This is a genomic window from Microbacterium keratanolyticum (assembly GCF_016907255.1).
Classification (GTDB): domain Bacteria; phylum Actinomycetota; class Actinomycetes; order Actinomycetales; family Microbacteriaceae; genus Microbacterium; species Microbacterium keratanolyticum.
This window is the reverse complement of the sequence record NZ_JAFBBQ010000001.1, coordinates 942,429-959,459: the sequence shown is the minus strand read 5'-3', so window position 1 is coordinate 959,459 and position 17,031 is coordinate 942,429. Positions and strand designations below refer to the sequence as shown.

The window sequence follows — 17,031 nt, the reverse complement described above, 5'->3', positions numbered from 1 at the left end:
AAACCGACAGGAAGCTCCTTTGACGAGGCGGGCTGCGGGACGTTTCGTCTCGGTCGCTGGCCCTCCTTCGCAGGGAAGACCACGATCGCTGCTGTTCGGCGTAGCCTGGTGGGTGTGACAGCGTACGTCTCGGCCTTTGACCTCTTCTCCATCGGAGTGGGGCCTTCGAGTTCCCATACGGTCGGGCCGATGCGGGCGGCGCAGCAGTTCGCCGCGCGGTTGCGTGCCACAGGGGTGCTCGACGAGATCGAGAACGTGTCGTGTGTGCTCTACGGCTCACTGGGGGCGACGGGACTCGGCCACGGGACGCCCGATGCGGTCGTCGCGGGTCTGCAGGGGCTCGCACCCGAGACCTGCTCTCCGGATGACGTGCGTCGAGCCTGGGTGGACTGGACCGAGGGTGCGCCACTTCTTCTGGATGGGTCGCACCCCGTGCCGTTCGCGAAGGCGGATATCGCCTTCGAAGCCCGCACGCGTCTGCCGGGGCATCCGAACGCGATGACGCTCATCGCACGCGACGGCAAGGGCGCCGTGCGTGCGGAGGAGACCTACTACTCCGTCGGAGGTGGCTTCATCCGCCGCGATGGCGAGGATCAGCAGCTCGGCGGGCACACCTACCCCTACGCGTATCGCGACGCGGCGGGACTCCTCGAACTCTGCGACGAACACGGGCTGACGATCGCCGAGCTCGCGCGACTCAACGAGGTCTCGCGACGCAGCGAAGACGAGGTTGCGGCGGGACTCGACGCGATCTGGGACGCGATGGCGTCGTGCGTCGAGGCGGGGCTGGCGACCGATGGCACGCTGCCCGGGATCCTGCAGGTGAAGCGACGCGCATCGGCGATCCGCGCACAGCTCGACGCGTCCGAAGCCGAGGGTGGCAGGGAGCTCCCGGGGGAGTGGCTGGGCGCCTTCGCCCTCGCCGTCAACGAAGAGAACGCTGCCGGCGGACGGGTCGTCACGGCGCCGACGAACGGGGCCGCGGGCATCCTTCCCGCGGTCGCGATGTACTGGTGGCGCTTCCTGGCGGACTCCGGACTCGGCGTCGGCAACGCCGTCACCCCCTACGGCGAACTGGTCGGCAGCGCGCTGCTCGGTTTCACCGGCGACCGTGCGGAGGGAGCGGATGCCGCGCTCAGCGACGCCGACGTCGCTGAGGCGAACCGCCGTCGTGGCATCCGCCGTTTTCTGCTCACCGCGACCGCACTGGGGTCGCTGTTCAAAGCGAATGCCTCGATCTCCGGAGCCGAGGGCGGATGCCAGGCCGAGGTCGGATCTGCGTGCGCCATGGCCGCGGGCGGTCTGACGGCTGTGATGGGCGGCACGAACCGGCAGATCGAGAACGCCGCCGAGATCGCGATGGAGCACCACCTGGGGCTGACGTGCGACCCGATCGGCGGACTCGTGCAGATCCCGTGCATCGAGCGGAACGCGATCGCGGCGTCGACGGCGGTGACCGCGGCTCGTCTGGCGTTGCGCGGCGATGGCAGCCACTACGTGTCGCTCGACGCCGTCGTCGAGACGATGCGCCAGACGGGCCTCGACATGTCGACGAAGTACAAGGAGACCAGCGAGGGCGGCTTGGCGGTCAACGTCATCGAGTGCTGACCTCCCCGTTCGAGGAGCGAAGTTCACCCCCTTTTCGTCGAAAACAGGATGAACATCGCTCCTTGAACGCAGGGCGAGGCTGTTGACGGCGTCCGCGCAGCGGAGCACAATCAGCCCATGACGACGGATGCGGCGGTCGCAGTTCGTGGGTTGCAGGTGCAACGCGGCAGGACGCGCGTGTTCGACGGGGTGGATCTGGACATCCCCCGCGGGCAGGTCATCGGCCTGCTGGGTCCATCCGGATGCGGCAAGACGACGCTCATGCGCGCGATCGTCGGCGTGCAGAAGACAGCGGGCGGCACCGTGACCGTGCTGGGTGAGCCCGCCGGGGCGGCGTCGCTGCGGCATCGTGTCGCGTACGGCACGCAGGGTGCTGCGGTCTACACGGACCTGAGCGTGCGGGAGAACCTGCACTACTTCGCGGGGGTGCTCGGAGCGCCGCGCGGCGACGTCGAGCGTGTGCTGAACCGGGTGGGACTCCGGGCCGAGGCGAACCGCGTCGTTCGGGACCTCAGCGGCGGACAGGTGAACCGGGTCTCGCTCGGTATCGCCCTGCTCGGCACGCCGGAGCTGATCGTTCTGGATGAGCCCACGGTGGGCCTCGATCCGGTGCTGCGCGCAGAGCTGTGGGGGCTGTTCCGCAGTATCGCGGAGGCGGGGACCACGATGCTCGTCTCCAGTCACGTCATGGACGAGGCGCTGCGCTGCGACCGCCTGCTGCTCATGCGGGAGGGGCGGATCATCGCCGACACGACACCCGCGGACCTGCTTGCCTCAACCGGAAAAGCCGACGCCGAACAGGCCTTCCTGGTGATGATCGAGCGCCAAGGCGCAGCATCCGCATCTCCTCCGCCCGACCGCGCGGAGACGCGTCGCTCACGGCGGGAGGGGACGAGATGAACATCCGGTGCACGCTCGCAACCGCCGGACGCGTGCTCTTGCAGCTGCGTCGCGATCCGCGCTCGATCGCTCTGATGGTGATCGCGCCGAGCCTCCTGGTCGGCCTGTTCGCGTGGCTCTTTACAGATCAGGAGGGTGTGTTCGACCAGTTCGGCGGGGCGATTCTCGCGCTGTTCCCGTTCATCGTGATGTTCCTGGTGACCTCGATCACGACGCTGCGTGAACGCCGCTCGGGCACGCTCGAGCGGCTCATGACGACCCCGCTCGGCAAGGCGGATTTCATCCTGGGTTACGCGCTCGCGTTCGCGGCGATGGCGGTCGTGCAGGCGATTGTGACGGTCGCCTTCGCCGTGTACGTCTGCGGGCTGACGGTCGACGGGCCGCTGTGGCAGCTGGGCGCAGTGGCTGTGGTGGATGCGGTGCTCGGCACAGCCCTCGGGCTGCTGGCGAGCGCGTTCGCGCAGACCGAGTTCCAGGCGGTGCAGTTCATGCCCGTGCTCGTCTTTCCGCAGATCATCCTCGGTGGGCTGTTCATGCCGCGCGACCAGATGCCGGATGTGCTGTCGGCGATCTCCGACTGGCTGCCCCTGAGCCACGCGATCGATGCGATCCAGGCCGTCGCGGCGGGCGATCAGGGGTGGGACGTCGGGGGTCCGCTGCTGATCGTCGCGGCGTTCGCCGTGGGATTCCTCGTGTTGGCGCCGCTCACCCTGCGGCGGCGTACGCCGTAGGGTCTATCCCTGTTCGCGGGCCGTGCGCGCCTTCGTGTGGCGGGTGGGGGTGGCCGCCCAGGGGTCTTCGGGCCATGGATGCTTGGGGTAGCGCCCACGCATCTCAGCGCGCACCTGCGCATAGGGGCCCGACCAGAACGAAGCGAGATCGTCGGTGACGGCGAGCGGGCGCCCGGCAGGTGACAGTAGGTGAAACAGCACGGGGACGCGGCCATCGATCAGTCGGGGGGTCTCGGCCCAGCCGAAGCACTCCTGCAGCTTCACCGCGACGACAGGACGTGCGGTCGGATCGTCGTGCGGAGGATAGGCGATGCGAATCCGACTGCCACTGGGGACCTCCAGGCGCTCCGGAGCGAGGGCGTCGAGGTTCACGGCGGCCGGCCACGGGAGCAGTCGCTGCAGGGCGGGCATCATGTCGAGTCGTCCCGCCGGCGTTCCGCCCGCGAGTGCGTCGACTTCGGGTGCGAGCCACACGTCGAGCGAGCCCCGCAGTGCCGCATCCGACACATCCGGCCAGGGTGTGCCTTTCTCGCGGTGCAGCAGCGCCAGCCGGCGACGGAGGCCGTCGGCGGCATCCGACCAGGTGAAGATGTCCAGCCCGTCGCGTTCGATGCCGCGACGCACCGCCTCGCGGCTTTCCTCGGCGTTCGCCGTGACCGGAGCCGAGGAACGCATGATCGCACCGACCCGCCGCTCACGCCGCGCCCGCACGCGACCGTCGACGAACGCCACCTCGACCCTGTCGGTGAGAAGCGGCCCGGCCGCCTGCTCGAGGTGCGATTCGGAGAGCACCGCGGCCGCGCGGATCACCGCCCCGGAGTCGGAAGCCGCGCGGCCCGTGGCGCGGGCGACGTCGGCCACAGCGAGCCATTCGGCATTCGCGAGCGCCCCACGGAGCCCGGCACGGGTACCGGATGCCAGCAGGAACGTGGCGCCGTCTGAGGAACATTCCACGCGGCGGGCGATTCGTTCGGGGAACGCCAATGCGATCACCAGTCCGACGTCATCGAGCGTGCCGCGCACTGTGCCTTTGGGGGCCAGACGTTCCAAGCGCTCGGCGTCGCGCGCCCACCGCCGTGCGTCCGGGCCATGACCGTTGCGCAGCCCGCGCACGGCAGCGGCGACATCGGTGTCGGCGACGCGCTGGTCGCCGCTGAGGAGAGCGACCACTTCTGCGGCGAGTCGGGCGCCGACCAGTGCGCCACCACTGAGCAGGGCGCGGGCCAGACGCGGATCGGTCGGGATGCGTGCGAGGGCGCGCCCCTCGGCGGTGGCGCGGCCGTGTTCGTCGATCGCTCCCAGTCCGCGCAGCACGGCAAGGGCGTCGGTCAGATTTTCGGCGGGGAGTGGATCGATCAGCCGGAGGCCAGTGCCTCCGGGGGTGCCCCAACAGGCCAACAGCAGCGCAGCATCCGCCAGATCCGCGGTGGCGATCTCGGGCGCGGGGCGGGCAGGGGCCGCCGCGTACCCGCGTTCATCGACGCAGCGGATCACCGTGCCCGGTCCCTGGCGTGTGGCGCGACCGGCGCGTTGGACGCAGGAGGAACGGGATGCGGCGGAGGTGACGAGCCCGGTCATGCCGCGGCCCGCGTCGCGCTGGGGGACGCGAGCGAGGCAGCTGTCGACGACGACACGCACGCCGGGCACCGTCAACGAGGATTCCGCAAGTGACGTCGTGACGATGATGCGGGGCGGCTGCGCGGATGTCCGTCCGCGGATCACCGCATCCTGCGTCGCCGCAGGAAGCTGCCCGTGCAGCTCTCGAACGTCGAATTCCGGGGCGTGATCGCGAAGCCAGCGGGCGATCTCTGCGACCTCGCGCGCGCCCGGAGCGAACACGAGGACATCGGATGCTCCGTCGCGGCGGGTCAGATCGCGAGCGGCGGATGCGGCCGTGTGCGCGACATGGTCGAGGAACGCGCCCGTGACGCCGCGAGCATCGAGGCGGTTCGACGGCGGCGGAGCCCAGCGCTCCGTGAGCGGAAATGCGGGAATCTGATGGTCGACGAGGGGAGCGGGCTCCGTCTCTGTGCCGATGACGGCAGCGATGCGCTCCGCGTCGAGCGTGGCAGACATGGCGACAAGGACGAGGTCATCGCGCAGTGCGCGCACCTCGCCGAGGAGGCCGATCAGCAGATCCGTCTCCAGCGCACGCTCGTGCACCTCGTCGATGATGACGCCATCGACGCCGTCGAGGCCCGGGTCGTGCAGCATCCGGCGCAGCAGTACGCCTGCTGTCACGAACTCCACACGCGTGTCGGGGCTGATGGCGCGCTCGCCGCGGACAGTGAAGCCGACGCGGGAACCGAGCGGGGTGCCATCGAGCTGGGCGAGGCGGCGGGCCGCGGCGCGGGCAGCGACGCGGCGCGGTTGCGTCACGATGATGCGCCCCGAGGTGCGGTTTGCGAGCAGGGGAGGCACGAGTGTGGTCTTGCCGGTACCCGGTGGGGCGCTGATGACGACCGCCGAATGCGCGTTCAGCGTTGCAGAGAGCTCGTCGAGGGCGGTCACGAACGACAGCCCTGCGCCGATCGCGCCCAGATCGAATGCGGCATCCATCACCTGATCAGTTTGCCGCGCAGAAGTCCGAGTCGCTGACGCGGGCATCGTGGGTTCGGTGCCGGGCGGGGTCAGCCGCGGCGCAGCTTCTCCGTGAGCGCGAGGAGCTCACGAAGTTCTTCGTCGTCGAGTGTCGCCATGCGCTCGGCGATCGAGCGTCCGTGCACCGTGGCCACCGCGCGGAACGCCCGCACGCCGGCATCTGTCGCCGTGATCAGCGCGCCGCGTCCGTCGTCGGGATCGGCACGCTTGATGATGAAGTCGCGGGCGACCATCCGATCGATGAGGCGCGAGACGCTCGGCTGGCTGATCAGCATGTTGAGCGTGATGTCGCGCAGGCGCGTGGTCTGGTCGGGGGACCGAGTCACTGTCAGAAGGACGTCGTACTCGGCCTGCGTGATGTCGGCGCCGTCGAAGTCGGAGTGGAACTCTGCGAACAGTTCGTGCTGGGCGCGGAACAGGCTCTCCCATGCTGCTTGGGCGAGCTTGCGATCAGTCATTCTCACAGACTAGTGCGGGCAAAGGTGAGGGCCGATCGGAGAGGCAACCGATCGGCCCTTGTCCCTTGCACCAAGAGTGTCCTGCAATCACATCCGGTGAATGCCACAGCAAACATTCACCGTGCACTCACCATATAACGGCGCGGTAACGAATGTAAAGGTTTGATCACGGCGAGTCTGCCGTTTCAGGTGTTTCTGTCCGATCTCACGCAAACTGTCGGACTCTCACGAAGGTGTCGGAGCTTCTCACGAAAGTGGCGGAATCTCAGATGGCGTGTCGGAAGCGGCGGCGTGTCACCACGCCCGTCAGAAGTCGGACGCGGCGCCCGCGTGTGATGGTCGGATGCGTTCCGACCGACCGCATTTCCCCTACCAAGCGTCTGCGGCGACGCATTCGCCCAGAGCCTGACCGGCGGAGACAAGTCAGACGGACGACGTCGTGTCTGGCCGGGTGCCAACGGGCGCGGTCTGCGAAACGTCTGTCCAGACCTCGGTCATCTCATGAATCAGCCCATCCCGCACTCGGACGAACGTCGCACACTCGAAGTGATCCACGCCTTCACGACCGCGCCCTGTGACATGCGAACGACAGGCCGCACGGTCCGAATCTCCGACGATCTCTTCGACACGAAGGTGTTCGAATCCTGGATACTCCGCGTTCAGCCGGATCCACGACGCACGATCGAAGGACTCGCCGGTATGAACGTATCGGCACGAGAAATCGTCATGAAGGTACCCAGCCAAGTCATCCCAGCGGCGATCATCGATCGCGGACATCAGTCCACCCAGCAGCTCAACAGCAATCACGCTGTCAGGTTACTGGCCCCGGCGGACCCCCGGTTCGTACAGGGAGGCAGGTTGAGGGCGGAGCGTGATTTCCGACACGTTTCGTGAAACAACAGGCAGTGTCGGCGGCAGATCAGACGCCCGTCTTTCCAGGGGCGTTGCGTCTCACTGTCCGACGTGTTTCGTGAGATCGGACAGTTCCGTCGCTCCCGGAGTGCTCGCCGAGTCGTCGTCTAGGCTGGCGCGATGGCCGCAGCTCCCGAAGAGATCAGTTCTTCGTTGGTTCGCTCCCTGGTTTCGGAACAGTTTCCCCAGTGGTCTGAACTGCCGATCCGACCAGTGGATGTGCAGGGATGGGACAACCGCACCTTCCGGCTTGGTGACCGGATGTCGGTCCGCCTCCCGAGCGCCGACGGCTACGTCGCAGGCCTCGTCCGGGAGGAGCAGACCCTCGCGGTCCTCGACTCCCGACTTTGCATCGCGATCCCCCGCGTGATCGCGACCGGGGCGCCTTCGACGGCATTCACCCGGCCCTGGTCGATCCGCGAGTGGATTGACGGGCACACCTTGACTGCGGTGGAACCGCGCGACCGCGAGCGCGCCATCAACAACGTCGGTGACGCGCTGAGAGATCTGCAGGCCTGCGATACCGCGGGAGGGCCATGGGCGGGAAGCGCGTCTGCGTACCGCGGATGTCACGTCAGTGCGGTGGGCGAAGAGGTGCAGGTCGGGCTCCCCGTTCTGCCCAGAGGGCAGGCTGACGGATGCCGGGCCCTCTGGGATGCGGCCGTGACCACGGTGTGGACTGCGCCGCCGGTGTGGGTCCATGGCGATATCGCGCCAGGCAACATGCTGTTCGGTCACGGTGGTCATCTGGAGGCGCTCATCGACTTCGGACAGACGTGCATCGGGGATCCCGCCTGCGACCTGGCCTTCGCATGGTTGAGCTGCAGCTCTCACGAACGTGACCGGTTGCGCGCCCGGCTGGAACTGCCGGAGGATGCATGGCTACGAGGAGCAGCCTGGGCACTCTGGAAGGCCCTGATCAGTTCCCCCGAAGAGATGCTCACCAAGTACGGGCGCTCACGGGATGCCGTGCTGAGCGATATTGCCGGCGCGTGCTCCTGACAACATGGATCGAATGCAGCGGGTCTACGTCGTCACTCATCCAGAGTCCACCCATCACGTCGAGGGGCTGGTCGGCGGATGGTACGACTCGACCCTGACGGCGCGAGGCATCGCCCAGGCGGAGAAGATCGGCGCGTTCCTGCGCGATGCGATCCCCGGCGACACCACGCCGCTGCTGATCTCGTCTGACCTGCAGCGGACGGCGCAGACGGCAGCATCCATCGGCGAAGCCCTCGGAGTCGAGCCCGTTCTCGATGCCGATCTGCGCGAGAAGTCCTACGGTGTGGCCGGCGGCCGCCCACAGGCGTGGCTCGATGAGCGCTTCATCTTTCCGCCCGCGCGCGGCGAGCGACTCGATCACGACGAGGGCATCGAGGGTGGCGAGACGAAGCGGCAGGCGATCGAACGCGCCTACGCCGCCGTCGCCCGGTGGGAAGCGCATGCTGCCGACACCCGGATCATCGTCACGCACGGAGGAACCGCAAACTGGGTCATTGCCGCCTGGATGGGCATCCCCGTCGAAGCCTGCGCTCACGCCGCGTTCCGCCTTCCGTCCGGCAGCGTGACGATCCTCGAAGAGGACGACGTCTTCCACAACCGCACGCTCGTCTCGCTCGGCAAGAGCGAGTTCTAGAGGACCCCGTCCTCCGCGACGTACCCCGTCGCCGGATCGATGGAGGCGAGGAAACCTCGGATGGCGGCGCGAGCCTCGTCTTCGGTGAGTGATGCGCCATCGGAGCGACCGAGCGTGAATCCGTAGCCGGCGTTGGGACCGCTGACCCAGGTGAGATGGTTGGCGCCGCCGTCCTTGTCGACGTCGAAAGTCTCGCCGTCGACGATGAGACGGAAGAGCAGAACCATGCGCTCATGATTCCAGATGCACCGCGGCCTGTCTCTCGACGGGCTTCCCTGAAAGGATGGACGAATGATCCAGGTCGAGCAGGTGGGCGTCGTCTCCGGTGGCGTGGCGTTGCTCGATCCTGTCTCCCTGGATGTCTCCCGAGGTGAGGCGTTGGTCGTTCGCGGCAGCAACGGCGCGGGGAAATCGACCCTGTTGCGCGTCCTCGCGGGCGCGCGCACGCCGACGAGCGGTTCCGCGCGTATCGCAGACACTGTCGTCACTGAGGGTGATCGGATGCTGCGACGCCGCGTCTCCACGATGATCGGCCTCCCTCCGATGGCGGTCGACCTCACGGTGCGCGACCATGTGCTGCTTGTCGCGACGACGTGGGTGGATGATGGTGACGCTGCCGCCGAGCTCGCGGATGGTGTGCTCGCGGAACTCGGGATCGACTGGCTCGGCGAGCGTTACCCGCATGAGCTCTCTTCGGGGCAGACGCAGCTGTTCGGCCTGGCTCTCGTGCTCGCCCGGCCGTTCGACGTGCTGATCCTCGACGAGCCCGAGCAGCGCCTCGACCCTGAGCATGTCGAGGCCGTGATCGAGGTGCTGCGCGCACGACGCGAGGCGGGGGCAACGCTCGTCATCGCCACGCACAGCGCTGTGCTCGCAGACGCCCTGGCCGACCAGACCGTCGTGCTGAAGCGAGCGGCGTGAACGGTCGAGCGCTCGCCGCCCTTGAGATCTGGCACGCGCGCAACAGTGCCGGGCGCGATCGGGCGTTCGCCGTGTACATGGCATTCATGGTCGCGTTGGTGGCCGTCGTTCCTGTGGCACGCGCCGTGTGGGTGAGTGTGACGAGTCCCGCAGGAGTGGCCCTCTTCGCAGATGTGGCAGCGCCCGGCGTCGCCTCCGTGATCGTCGCGGTGCTCTGGGCGGGCGCGCTGCTCGTCGGACGCGTGCGGGGGCCGGCGCTGCTCGCACCGTTCCTGACGCACACGCTCGCGATGAGTGATCTGCGGGGAACAGACATCTTCCTGCGTCCGATGCTGCGAGCGACAGCACTCATCACGACAGCGACAACGACGGTCGCGGTGACGATCGGGGCCAGCCTCGCTCAGCACGGCATCGTGAGCGTTCTCGACGTCCTGCTGTTCGGGGTGGGCGGGGCGCTCGTGGGCGCAGTCACGGGCGTGCTCTGGCTCGCCGGGCAGGCCTTCCCCCGAGCTGCCGCGGTGGCAGCGCTCAGCATCCTGTTCCTCGCGTTCCTTGCCTTCGCGACGCCCGTGCTGCAGGTCGTCCTGCCGTGGGCGTGGGTGGGCTACCCGACCCAGATGCAGGCGCCGATGATCGCTGCCCTGGCGGCTCTCACCGTCGCGCTGTTGGCCGCGGTGCCTCCGCTGCTCAATCACCTTCGTCACGAGACGCTCATGGCGCAGTCCGTGCGATGGGATGCGCTGGTCACCCACGCCACCGGTATGGACTTCGCATCGGCTGTGTCGACGTACCAGACACGCCCACGTATCGGCCGTCGATGGCGGGCGGTGAAGCCGCGTCGCGCTCTCTCGGCGACCTTCTTCGTCCGCGACGCGATCGGCGCGATGCGCACTCCCGGGCGTCTCGCCATCGGGGTGGCCGCACTCGCGGCATCCGGGATGCTGCTGGCACTCGCTCTCACGCCGGGAGCACCCGCCTGGCTGCTGGGCGCGGCCGCGGGTGTGATCGCCTTCGGAGGTCTCGGGCCGCTCACCGATGGGCTCCGGCACGCCGCGAGCATGGCCGCGGACTTCTCGCCGTACGGTGTCAGCGACAGGACACTCGTCGCCTACCACCTGCTGTTTCCGCTTGTGGTCACGGTCGCGGTGCTGCTCGCTGTCGTCGGCGTCGCCGCACTTCTGATGGCGGTGCCCCCGGGGTCGGCGGTACTCAGCGCGCTGCTTCTCGGGGTCTTCGCCCTCGGCATCCGAGTCAGCAATGCCGTCAAGGGCCCCATGCCCACGACTCTGCTTGCGCCCATGCCCACGCCGATGGGTGACCCGATGGCCGCCGTGCGCGTCATCTGGGCACTGGATGCGCTCGTGCTCGCAGCGCTTCTCGGCGCGGCGGCCGCGAGCCTCTTCAGCATGCCGCTCCTCTTCGCGGGCATCGCCGTCGCTATCGTCGGGACTGCAGCGATGCGCTGGCAGCGGCGCCGCTAGAGGCACTGTCTCTCGAGCTTTGCCGGAACTGCCGGTTCCTGGACAGCCTCACATCTTGGGCGCGTAGTGTTCGAAGATGAGTTCGAAAGAGAATGAGGCCGACCCGGGCGCAGGCGTCTCGGAGAAGCAAGAGGCCAGCTGGGCTGAAGACGTCGCGAGCCATTGGCATGAGTACGCTCCCTCTGCGGCGACTCGCGAACGGACCGCGGCCCGACACATTGACGGGCCGTCGCAGGAAAGCTGATCGCAGTGAGGCACGCGGCCGTCGTCTACAACCCTCACCGAACCTCACCTGACGGTCTTCGCGCGGTATTTGACGCGGCCGAGGCACGCCACGGATGGGCGACGACGCGCTGGTATCCGACGCGCGAACGTGACTCCGGCGTCAGCGCCGCGCAGGAAGCGCTCGACGGAGGGGCGGCGGTCGTGGCTGTCGCAGGCGGTGACGGGACCGTCCGGGCGGTCGCCGAAGTTCTGCGCGGATCCCGCACGCCCCTTGCTCTTGTCCCGTCGGGTACCGGCAACCTCCTGGCACGTAACCTCAGCATCCCCCTCAACGACATCGACGGATGCGTTGAGGCTGCTTTCTCTGGTCCGTTTCGCGCCATCGATGTCGGCGTCATCGACTTAGACGATGGGTCCGGCGACCGTCGCACGCATGCCTTCATGGTCATGGCCGGTATCGGTCTTGACGCCGAGATGGCGGAGTACACGAGCGCGTTCGCGAAGAAACACCTCGGCTGGCTCGCATACGTCGGCCCGATCGCGAGGTCGATCCTTCGACACCGGAGCTTCAGACTTGACTATCGGATCGACGAAGAATCCGTGCGCTCGACCGGCGCGCACACGATCATCGTCGGAAACTGCGGAACCCTGACCGGCAACATGCTGCTGATTCCCAAGGCCACGATCGACGACGGGAAACTGGACGTCGTGATGATGCGCCCTCGCCGCCGTTTCGGTTGGGCGCAGATCGGCACGCGTCTGACTTTGCAGGGCATCGCCCGCACCTCGGCATTCAGCCGGAGGATGCTGCATCGAGCTCCTCAGCTGCACACGCTCGCTTACGCACAGGCCGAGCGCTTCGAGGCTCGCTTCGAGACCCCGCACATGATCGAACTCGACGGAGACAGCTTCGGGTTGGTTCTGCGTGCGCGGATCCACGTGCAATCGGGCGCGCTGCTGATCAGCAGCGGGGTTTCCGCGCGACAGGCCACGCTCGCGACGAGTGAACCGCAAGCCGGCTGAGGTCGACCTGAGGGACAGGAACCCCCACCCGAACCGGCGTTGTCGCAGCAGCGGGGCGAGAGTTCCTATCAACCAGAGCGCATCCCCCGGAACAACCCTCCCAGAGCCAAGTGATGCCTCTGATCTGGAGCGTACACCCGCGCGACGCGCGGTGTAAGGCCATCCCTTCCGTCGTCTCTACGTCGTGAGAGCACCGATGTGGCTGCGTTGATCGGCGAGCGGGCAGGTGAACACATCTCGCTCGCCCAGCCCGACGCGATTGATGTAACGGATCACGATTGCATAGGAGGCGAAGAGCCCCACCTGTGTGTACGGCACCCCTTGCTCGCGGCAGTACGCAGCGATCATGGGTGCCGCGCGTCGTAGGTGCGGGCGCGGCATCGACGGGAAGAGATGGTGCTCGATCTGGTAATTCAGCCCGCCCATCGCGATGTCGAGCGCCCTGTTGCCTCGGATGTTGCGGCTCATCATCACCTGGCGGCGAAGGAAGTCCAGCGTCAGCTCACGCGGAACGATCGGCATTCCCTTGTGGTTCGGTGCGAACGCCACGCCCAAGAGCTGCCACCATGTGTCTCCGATCCAGACGAAAACGAGAAGGCAGGATGCCAGAACAAGCGGTGCGCCGATGAGTTTCGACCAGTAGTAGCCGTACCTTCGGCGCAGCAGTCCTCGTTCGCGGACCTGCTGAGCCAGCTCCGTGAACGTGCTCGACCCGCGCGACACCGCGTCGCGTGGGCGGGCGTGGGCGGTAGAACGGATGCCGTCCATGGTGACCTCGTCTCTGAGGCGTCGCCCTATGTGCGGACGGCGCCCCCTTCTTCGACCCAGTCTTCGATGCGAGCTTCGTCGTCGGACTGCGGAGATCGATCGAACGCGACCGCATCAGCCAGTTCGGCGACCGCGGCCACGCGGGTCTGCTCCCGTACCGAGTCGGCAAGGAATCGATGGGCGGTGATCTCACGTCGCGACTGGATGGCGGCGCTGATCTCGGAGAGTTCGTCGGCGATGACTGCAGCCAGTCCATCGCGCAGCTCTTCCAGGTTGGTGTTCGCGATCTCAAGTCGTCGGTCTGCGACGTGCAGTTCGACGGTGGAGTATCCCTTCGCGGACAGGTGCGCGCGCACTGCGTTTCCTTGGATCGCGGCGACTTCGTCGCGATCGGCTTTGCGCGTGAACACCGCTTCCACGGTGTAGCGGTCGGGGGCGTCTTCGGTCATCAGCGTCGCGGGAAGCGAGCCGATGAGGACGGAACCCAGCCCCAGCGGTTCAGGGCTCTGCCCTGCGATCTTCAATTGTGTGTTCATGAACCGACGGTACGCCCCAACACTGGGAGCGCTCACAGATTCGAACTCGGCTGCTGCAGCGCAGAGTTGCGGATCGCGCAGCTCTCGGGGTGTGCGCACCGGTCGAGTAGCGTATCCGGGTGTCGATCGATCGAAGCCGCATCCGTGTCAAGGCGATGCTCATAGCGCCGAATGCCGCGGGCTCCGCGCACGCGGTGAGTCTCAACGTCCCCACAGCAGAGAACCCGAACGGATTCCACCGCCTCATCGGCGGCAGCGTCGAACACGGCGAGACCCATCGCGCGGCCATTGAGCGCGAGGTGGCGGAGGAACTCTCGGCGACGATCGGCGACCTGCGCTACCTCGGCGTGGTCGAGAACATCTTCCGATACGAGGGCGAGGCCGGACACGAGATCGTCTTCGTCTACACCGGACGCCTCGACCCCGAACCCGCGGAGGCCGGTGCAACCCTCACAGAGAGCAATGGTGAGATCGTGCCTGTCGTGTGGCGGTCATTCGCGGATGACGGCGAGGCGCTTCCGCTCTATCCGGCGGGCGCGATGGAGCTCTTCCGGCTCGAGGGAGCGCAGCCCGCGCCGTAGCGCCGCGGGCTCGTCGGGTCAAGACCCTCGCGCGCCCCGCGCTGCACGGAGAGACTGAGGCCTCGTCCATCTACGGAGCGTGCCTCATGACTTACATCGCCCTGGCCCATCCCACCTCTGTTCCGTGCTCGCCGCGTGGCGCGCTCAGCGAGAGTGTCCTCCACGCACTCACCTCGGATGCTCGCACTGCACTGGGTGAGGTTGTCGAGGAGGCGCTGGTGCGCTGCGGTGACATCCTTCGCGATGACGACATCCAGCTCGCCCTGTTTCTGCTCTACGCGTCGGCGTACGGCTCGCTGCCCGGGCTCGACGCCGGGCGGGAGTGGGACCCGGATCTGATCCGCGCACGGCAGAGGTTGGAGCGTGAGTTCGAGCGCGTTCTGCGGGCCGCGGTTGCCCCGCCCGAGCTTCCCGAGCCGACGGAGGATGCGGTCGCCAGGGCGCTGTTCGCTCTCGTGGCCGGGGACACGGGGCCCAGCCTCTCCCGGTACCTGGCGAGGAAGGCAACCCTCGAGCAGGCGCGGGAGTTCTTCATCCACCGGTCGATCTACACGCTGCGCGAGGCGGATCCGCACTCCTGGGCCATCCCGCGCCTGACCGGCAGGCCGAAGGCGGCGCTGGTCGAGATCCAGGCGGATGAGTATGGCGGAGGACGCCCGGAGCGGGTGCACGCGGAGATCTTCGCGAAGGCGGTTCGCGGCGCCGGCCTCGATGACACCTATGGCGCCTACATCGACGATGTGCCTGCCATCACTCTCGCCTCGCACAACATGATGTCGATGTTCGGGCTGAACCGGCGGCTGATCGGGGCGATCGTCGGCCATCTTGCGGCGTTCGAGATGACCTCCTCGATTCCGAACAAGCTGTACGGAGATGGCCTGCGGCGTCTGGGCTTCGGCGAGGATGTCACCGACTACTTCGACGAGCATGTGGAAGCGGATGCAGTGCACGAGCAGATCGCGGCTCGTGATCTCGCCGGCGCACTGGCCGAGGAACGCCCCGACCTGCTCGCCGACATCATGTTCGGTGCCGCAGCATGTCTGACGATCGACGGTGCGGTCGGGGAGCACATCCTCACCGCGTGGCGGCGCGGAACCTCCTCGCTGCGAGAAGGAGCGGCGCAGTGAGCGGGCGACACGAACCCGCGACGGTCACCGCGTATCCCGACGGGCCGCTGATCGTCCGGGGCGACGTGCAGCTGGAGACCGCGGATGGCGAGCCGATCGAACGGCACCGAAAGACGCTCGCACTCTGTCGTTGCGGTCTCTCTGCGATCAAGCCGTTCTGCGATGGCACGCACAAGGCAGCCGGGTTCCGTACCGACGACTGATCGCATCTGTTGCATCGCCGCGGATCTGCGTACGTTAGTCGCCATGACCGCGAATGCGAGGCCGAACTCGCCAGGGACAGCGCGATGAACGAGATGGCGGAGAGTCCCGCTCAGAAGCCCCGCGCGCATCCACGGCTTCGCCGCACGTTCCTCATCATCGCGTGCGCGCTCGTCGCCCTCGTCGGCATCCTCGCGGTCGCATTCGGCCCCCGCCTGTTCGGCGATCAGCTCGATCAGAAGGCACTCGCCGAGTTCTACGACGCACCGGCCGAGGTCGCCGGTGAGCCCGGGTCGATCGTCCGGATCGAGCCGCTGCAGGGACATCCGTTCGACGCCATGGCGTGGCGCATCCTCTATCGCACGACCGATGTGAACGGTGCTCCGCAACTCGCGAGCGGCGTCGTGATCACTCCGAACGGAGACGCCCCCGATGGCGGACGCACGGTGCTCGCCTGGGGACATCCGACGACCGGCTCCGCCCGCGATTGTGCACCGTCGCGAGGTTTCGATCCGTTCCTCGACATCGAGGGGCTTCGGATGCTGCTGGATCGCGGCTACACGGTGGTCGCGACCGACTACGTCGGCATGGGAGTGGCGGGGCCCGATTCGTACCTCGTCGGGGATACCGCCGCGCACAGCATGCTCGACGCGGTGCGGGCGGCGCGGGCGATCGAGGAGGCGGATGCGGGGGCATCCGTAGTCCTCTGGGGGCATTCGCAGGGGGGTCAGGCGGCCCTCTTCGCCGCCGAGTATGCGCCGACCTACGCGCCAGAGCTGCGCATCGACGCGGTGGCGGTGGCAGCACCGGCGGCGGAGCTGGGCTCGCTCATGCAGGCGCATCTCGATGACGTGTCGGGCGCGACGATCGGCTCGTACGCGTTCCGGTCATACGCCGACGTCTACCGTGATCGTGGCGCCGATCTCGCCACAATCCTCACCCCGGGGGCGCGCGAGATCCTTCCCGAGATGAACGCGCTCTGTCTGCTCAGCGACCTGGACGAGCTCCACAAGATCGCCGAGCCCGTCGTGGGAAAGTTCTTCCTCTCCGACCCGACGACGACAGAACCATGGGCGACGCTGCTGCGAGAGAACTCGGCGGGGGCGCTGACCTTCGACGCCCCGCTCTTCGTCGCCCAGGGGTTGAAAGATCAGCTAGTGGTCCCTGACAGCACGAAGCAGTTCGCACAGGCCCAGCGAGAGCACGGGATGGATGTGACCTACCACCCGATCGCGCTCGCCGATCACGGCACTGTCGCCTACCTGGCGCTGATCGCACTCGAGGAATGGTTGGACGCGCAGGGGGTCTGACGCGCGCGGATA

General features: G+C 67.6%; 17 protein-coding genes and 1 pseudogene. 12 read left to right on the top strand and 6 right to left on the bottom strand.

Translation table 11 applies throughout. The features are described 5' to 3' along the window. The first annotated feature begins 114 nt into the window (after positions 1-114). From JOD62_RS04620 to JOD62_RS04610, 3 genes are all read left to right on the top strand, one after another. Entirely contained in the window at positions 115-1,608 is a 1,494-nt protein-coding gene (locus JOD62_RS04620) for an L-serine ammonia-lyase, iron-sulfur-dependent, subunit alpha (RefSeq protein WP_204938156.1), read from the top strand. 117 nt (positions 1,609-1,725) lie between these two features. Then, positions 1,726-2,508, top strand: a complete 783-nt coding sequence (locus JOD62_RS04615) for an ABC transporter ATP-binding protein (RefSeq protein WP_204938155.1) — start codon at positions 1,726-1,728, stop codon at positions 2,506-2,508. Continuing rightward, positions 2,505-3,239, top strand: a complete 735-nt coding sequence (locus JOD62_RS04610) for an ABC transporter permease (protein ID WP_204938154.1) — start codon at positions 2,505-2,507, stop codon at positions 3,237-3,239. The genes JOD62_RS04615 and JOD62_RS04610 overlap by 4 nt, the downstream gene beginning before the upstream one ends. A gap of 3 nt (positions 3,240-3,242) precedes the next feature. Here JOD62_RS04610 and hrpB read toward each other — a convergent pair whose 3' ends face one another. The 3 genes from hrpB to JOD62_RS15140 form a co-directional block, all read right to left on the bottom strand. After that, positions 3,243-5,798: an ATP-dependent helicase HrpB gene (hrpB, locus tag JOD62_RS04605; RefSeq protein WP_204938153.1), complete on the bottom strand. Its 2,556-nt coding sequence runs from the start codon at positions 5,796-5,798 to the stop codon at positions 3,243-3,245. A 71-nt stretch (positions 5,799-5,869) separates the two neighbouring features. Next, positions 5,870-6,298, bottom strand: coding sequence for a MarR family winged helix-turn-helix transcriptional regulator (locus JOD62_RS04600; RefSeq protein WP_204938152.1), 429 nt, complete (start codon positions 6,296-6,298; stop codon positions 5,870-5,872). A gap of 423 nt (positions 6,299-6,721) precedes the next feature. Continuing rightward, entirely contained in the window at positions 6,722-7,075 is a 354-nt protein-coding gene (locus JOD62_RS15140; RefSeq protein WP_407666012.1) for a nuclear transport factor 2 family protein, read from the bottom strand. A 255-nt stretch (positions 7,076-7,330) separates the two neighbouring features. Here JOD62_RS15140 and JOD62_RS04590 point away from each other — a divergent pair, with 255 nt between their 5' ends. Beyond that, positions 7,331-8,212 (top strand): aminoglycoside phosphotransferase family protein, encoded by an 882-nt coding sequence (locus JOD62_RS04590; RefSeq protein ID WP_204938150.1) that lies wholly within the window; start codon positions 7,331-7,333, stop codon positions 8,210-8,212. 4 nt (positions 8,213-8,216) lie between these two features. Then, positions 8,217-8,846 (top strand): histidine phosphatase family protein, encoded by a 630-nt coding sequence (locus tag JOD62_RS04585; RefSeq protein WP_204938149.1) that lies wholly within the window; start codon positions 8,217-8,219, stop codon positions 8,844-8,846. On the opposite strand, the gene JOD62_RS04580 is transcribed toward JOD62_RS04585, so the two are convergent. Next, positions 8,843-9,073 carry a hypothetical protein gene (locus JOD62_RS04580; RefSeq protein ID WP_204938148.1) on the bottom strand — a complete coding sequence of 77 codons (231 nt, stop codon included), beginning with the start codon at positions 9,071-9,073 and terminating at the stop codon, positions 8,843-8,845. The genes JOD62_RS04585 and JOD62_RS04580 overlap by 4 nt on opposite strands. 124 nt (positions 9,074-9,197) lie before the next feature. Here JOD62_RS04580 and JOD62_RS04575 point away from each other — a divergent pair. From JOD62_RS04575 to JOD62_RS04565, 3 genes and pseudogenes are all read left to right on the top strand, one after another. Beyond that, positions 9,198-9,767: pseudogene (locus JOD62_RS04575) on the top strand (ABC transporter ATP-binding protein); the annotation flags it as partial. Then, positions 9,764-11,248, top strand: coding sequence for a hypothetical protein (locus JOD62_RS04570; RefSeq protein WP_204938146.1), 1,485 nt, complete (start codon positions 9,764-9,766; stop codon positions 11,246-11,248). The pseudogene JOD62_RS04575 and the gene JOD62_RS04570, both read left to right, overlap by 4 nt. A 249-nt stretch (positions 11,249-11,497) precedes the next feature. Beyond that, complete coding sequence (locus JOD62_RS04565; RefSeq protein ID WP_204938145.1) at positions 11,498-12,496, top strand: diacylglycerol/lipid kinase family protein; 999 nt, start codon at positions 11,498-11,500, stop codon at positions 12,494-12,496. Positions 12,497-12,673: 177 nt separating this feature from the next. Here the strand turns inward: JOD62_RS04565 and JOD62_RS04560 are convergent, their stop codons facing one another. Continuing rightward, entirely contained in the window at positions 12,674-13,264 is a 591-nt protein-coding gene (locus JOD62_RS04560) for an acyl-CoA desaturase (protein ID WP_204938144.1), read from the bottom strand. Positions 13,265-13,290: 26 nt separating this feature from the next. Then, positions 13,291-13,800: a hypothetical protein gene (locus JOD62_RS04555; RefSeq protein WP_204938143.1), complete on the bottom strand. Its 510-nt coding sequence runs from the start codon at positions 13,798-13,800 to the stop codon at positions 13,291-13,293. Between the two features lie 119 nt (positions 13,801-13,919). Between JOD62_RS04555 and JOD62_RS04550 the strand changes: the two genes are divergently transcribed. From JOD62_RS04550 to JOD62_RS04535, 4 genes are all read left to right on the top strand, one after another. Then, the gene (locus JOD62_RS04550) at positions 13,920-14,381 is read left to right on the top strand and encodes an NUDIX domain-containing protein (RefSeq protein ID WP_204938142.1); all 462 of its coding nucleotides are present in this window, start codon (positions 13,920-13,922) and stop codon (positions 14,379-14,381) included. A gap of 86 nt (positions 14,382-14,467) precedes the next feature. Then, complete coding sequence (locus tag JOD62_RS04545; protein ID WP_204938141.1) at positions 14,468-15,508, top strand: iron-containing redox enzyme family protein; 1,041 nt, start codon at positions 14,468-14,470, stop codon at positions 15,506-15,508. Next, a complete protein-coding gene (locus tag JOD62_RS14810) occupies positions 15,505-15,711 on the top strand; it encodes a CDGSH iron-sulfur domain-containing protein (protein WP_271171446.1) in 207 nt (68 codons plus the stop codon). The genes JOD62_RS04545 and JOD62_RS14810 overlap by 4 nt, the downstream gene beginning before the upstream one ends. Positions 15,712-15,795: 84 nt before the next feature. Then, positions 15,796-17,019: an alpha/beta fold hydrolase gene (locus tag JOD62_RS04535; protein ID WP_239526552.1), complete on the top strand. Its 1,224-nt coding sequence runs from the start codon at positions 15,796-15,798 to the stop codon at positions 17,017-17,019. Positions 17,020-17,031: the final 12 nt, after the last annotated feature.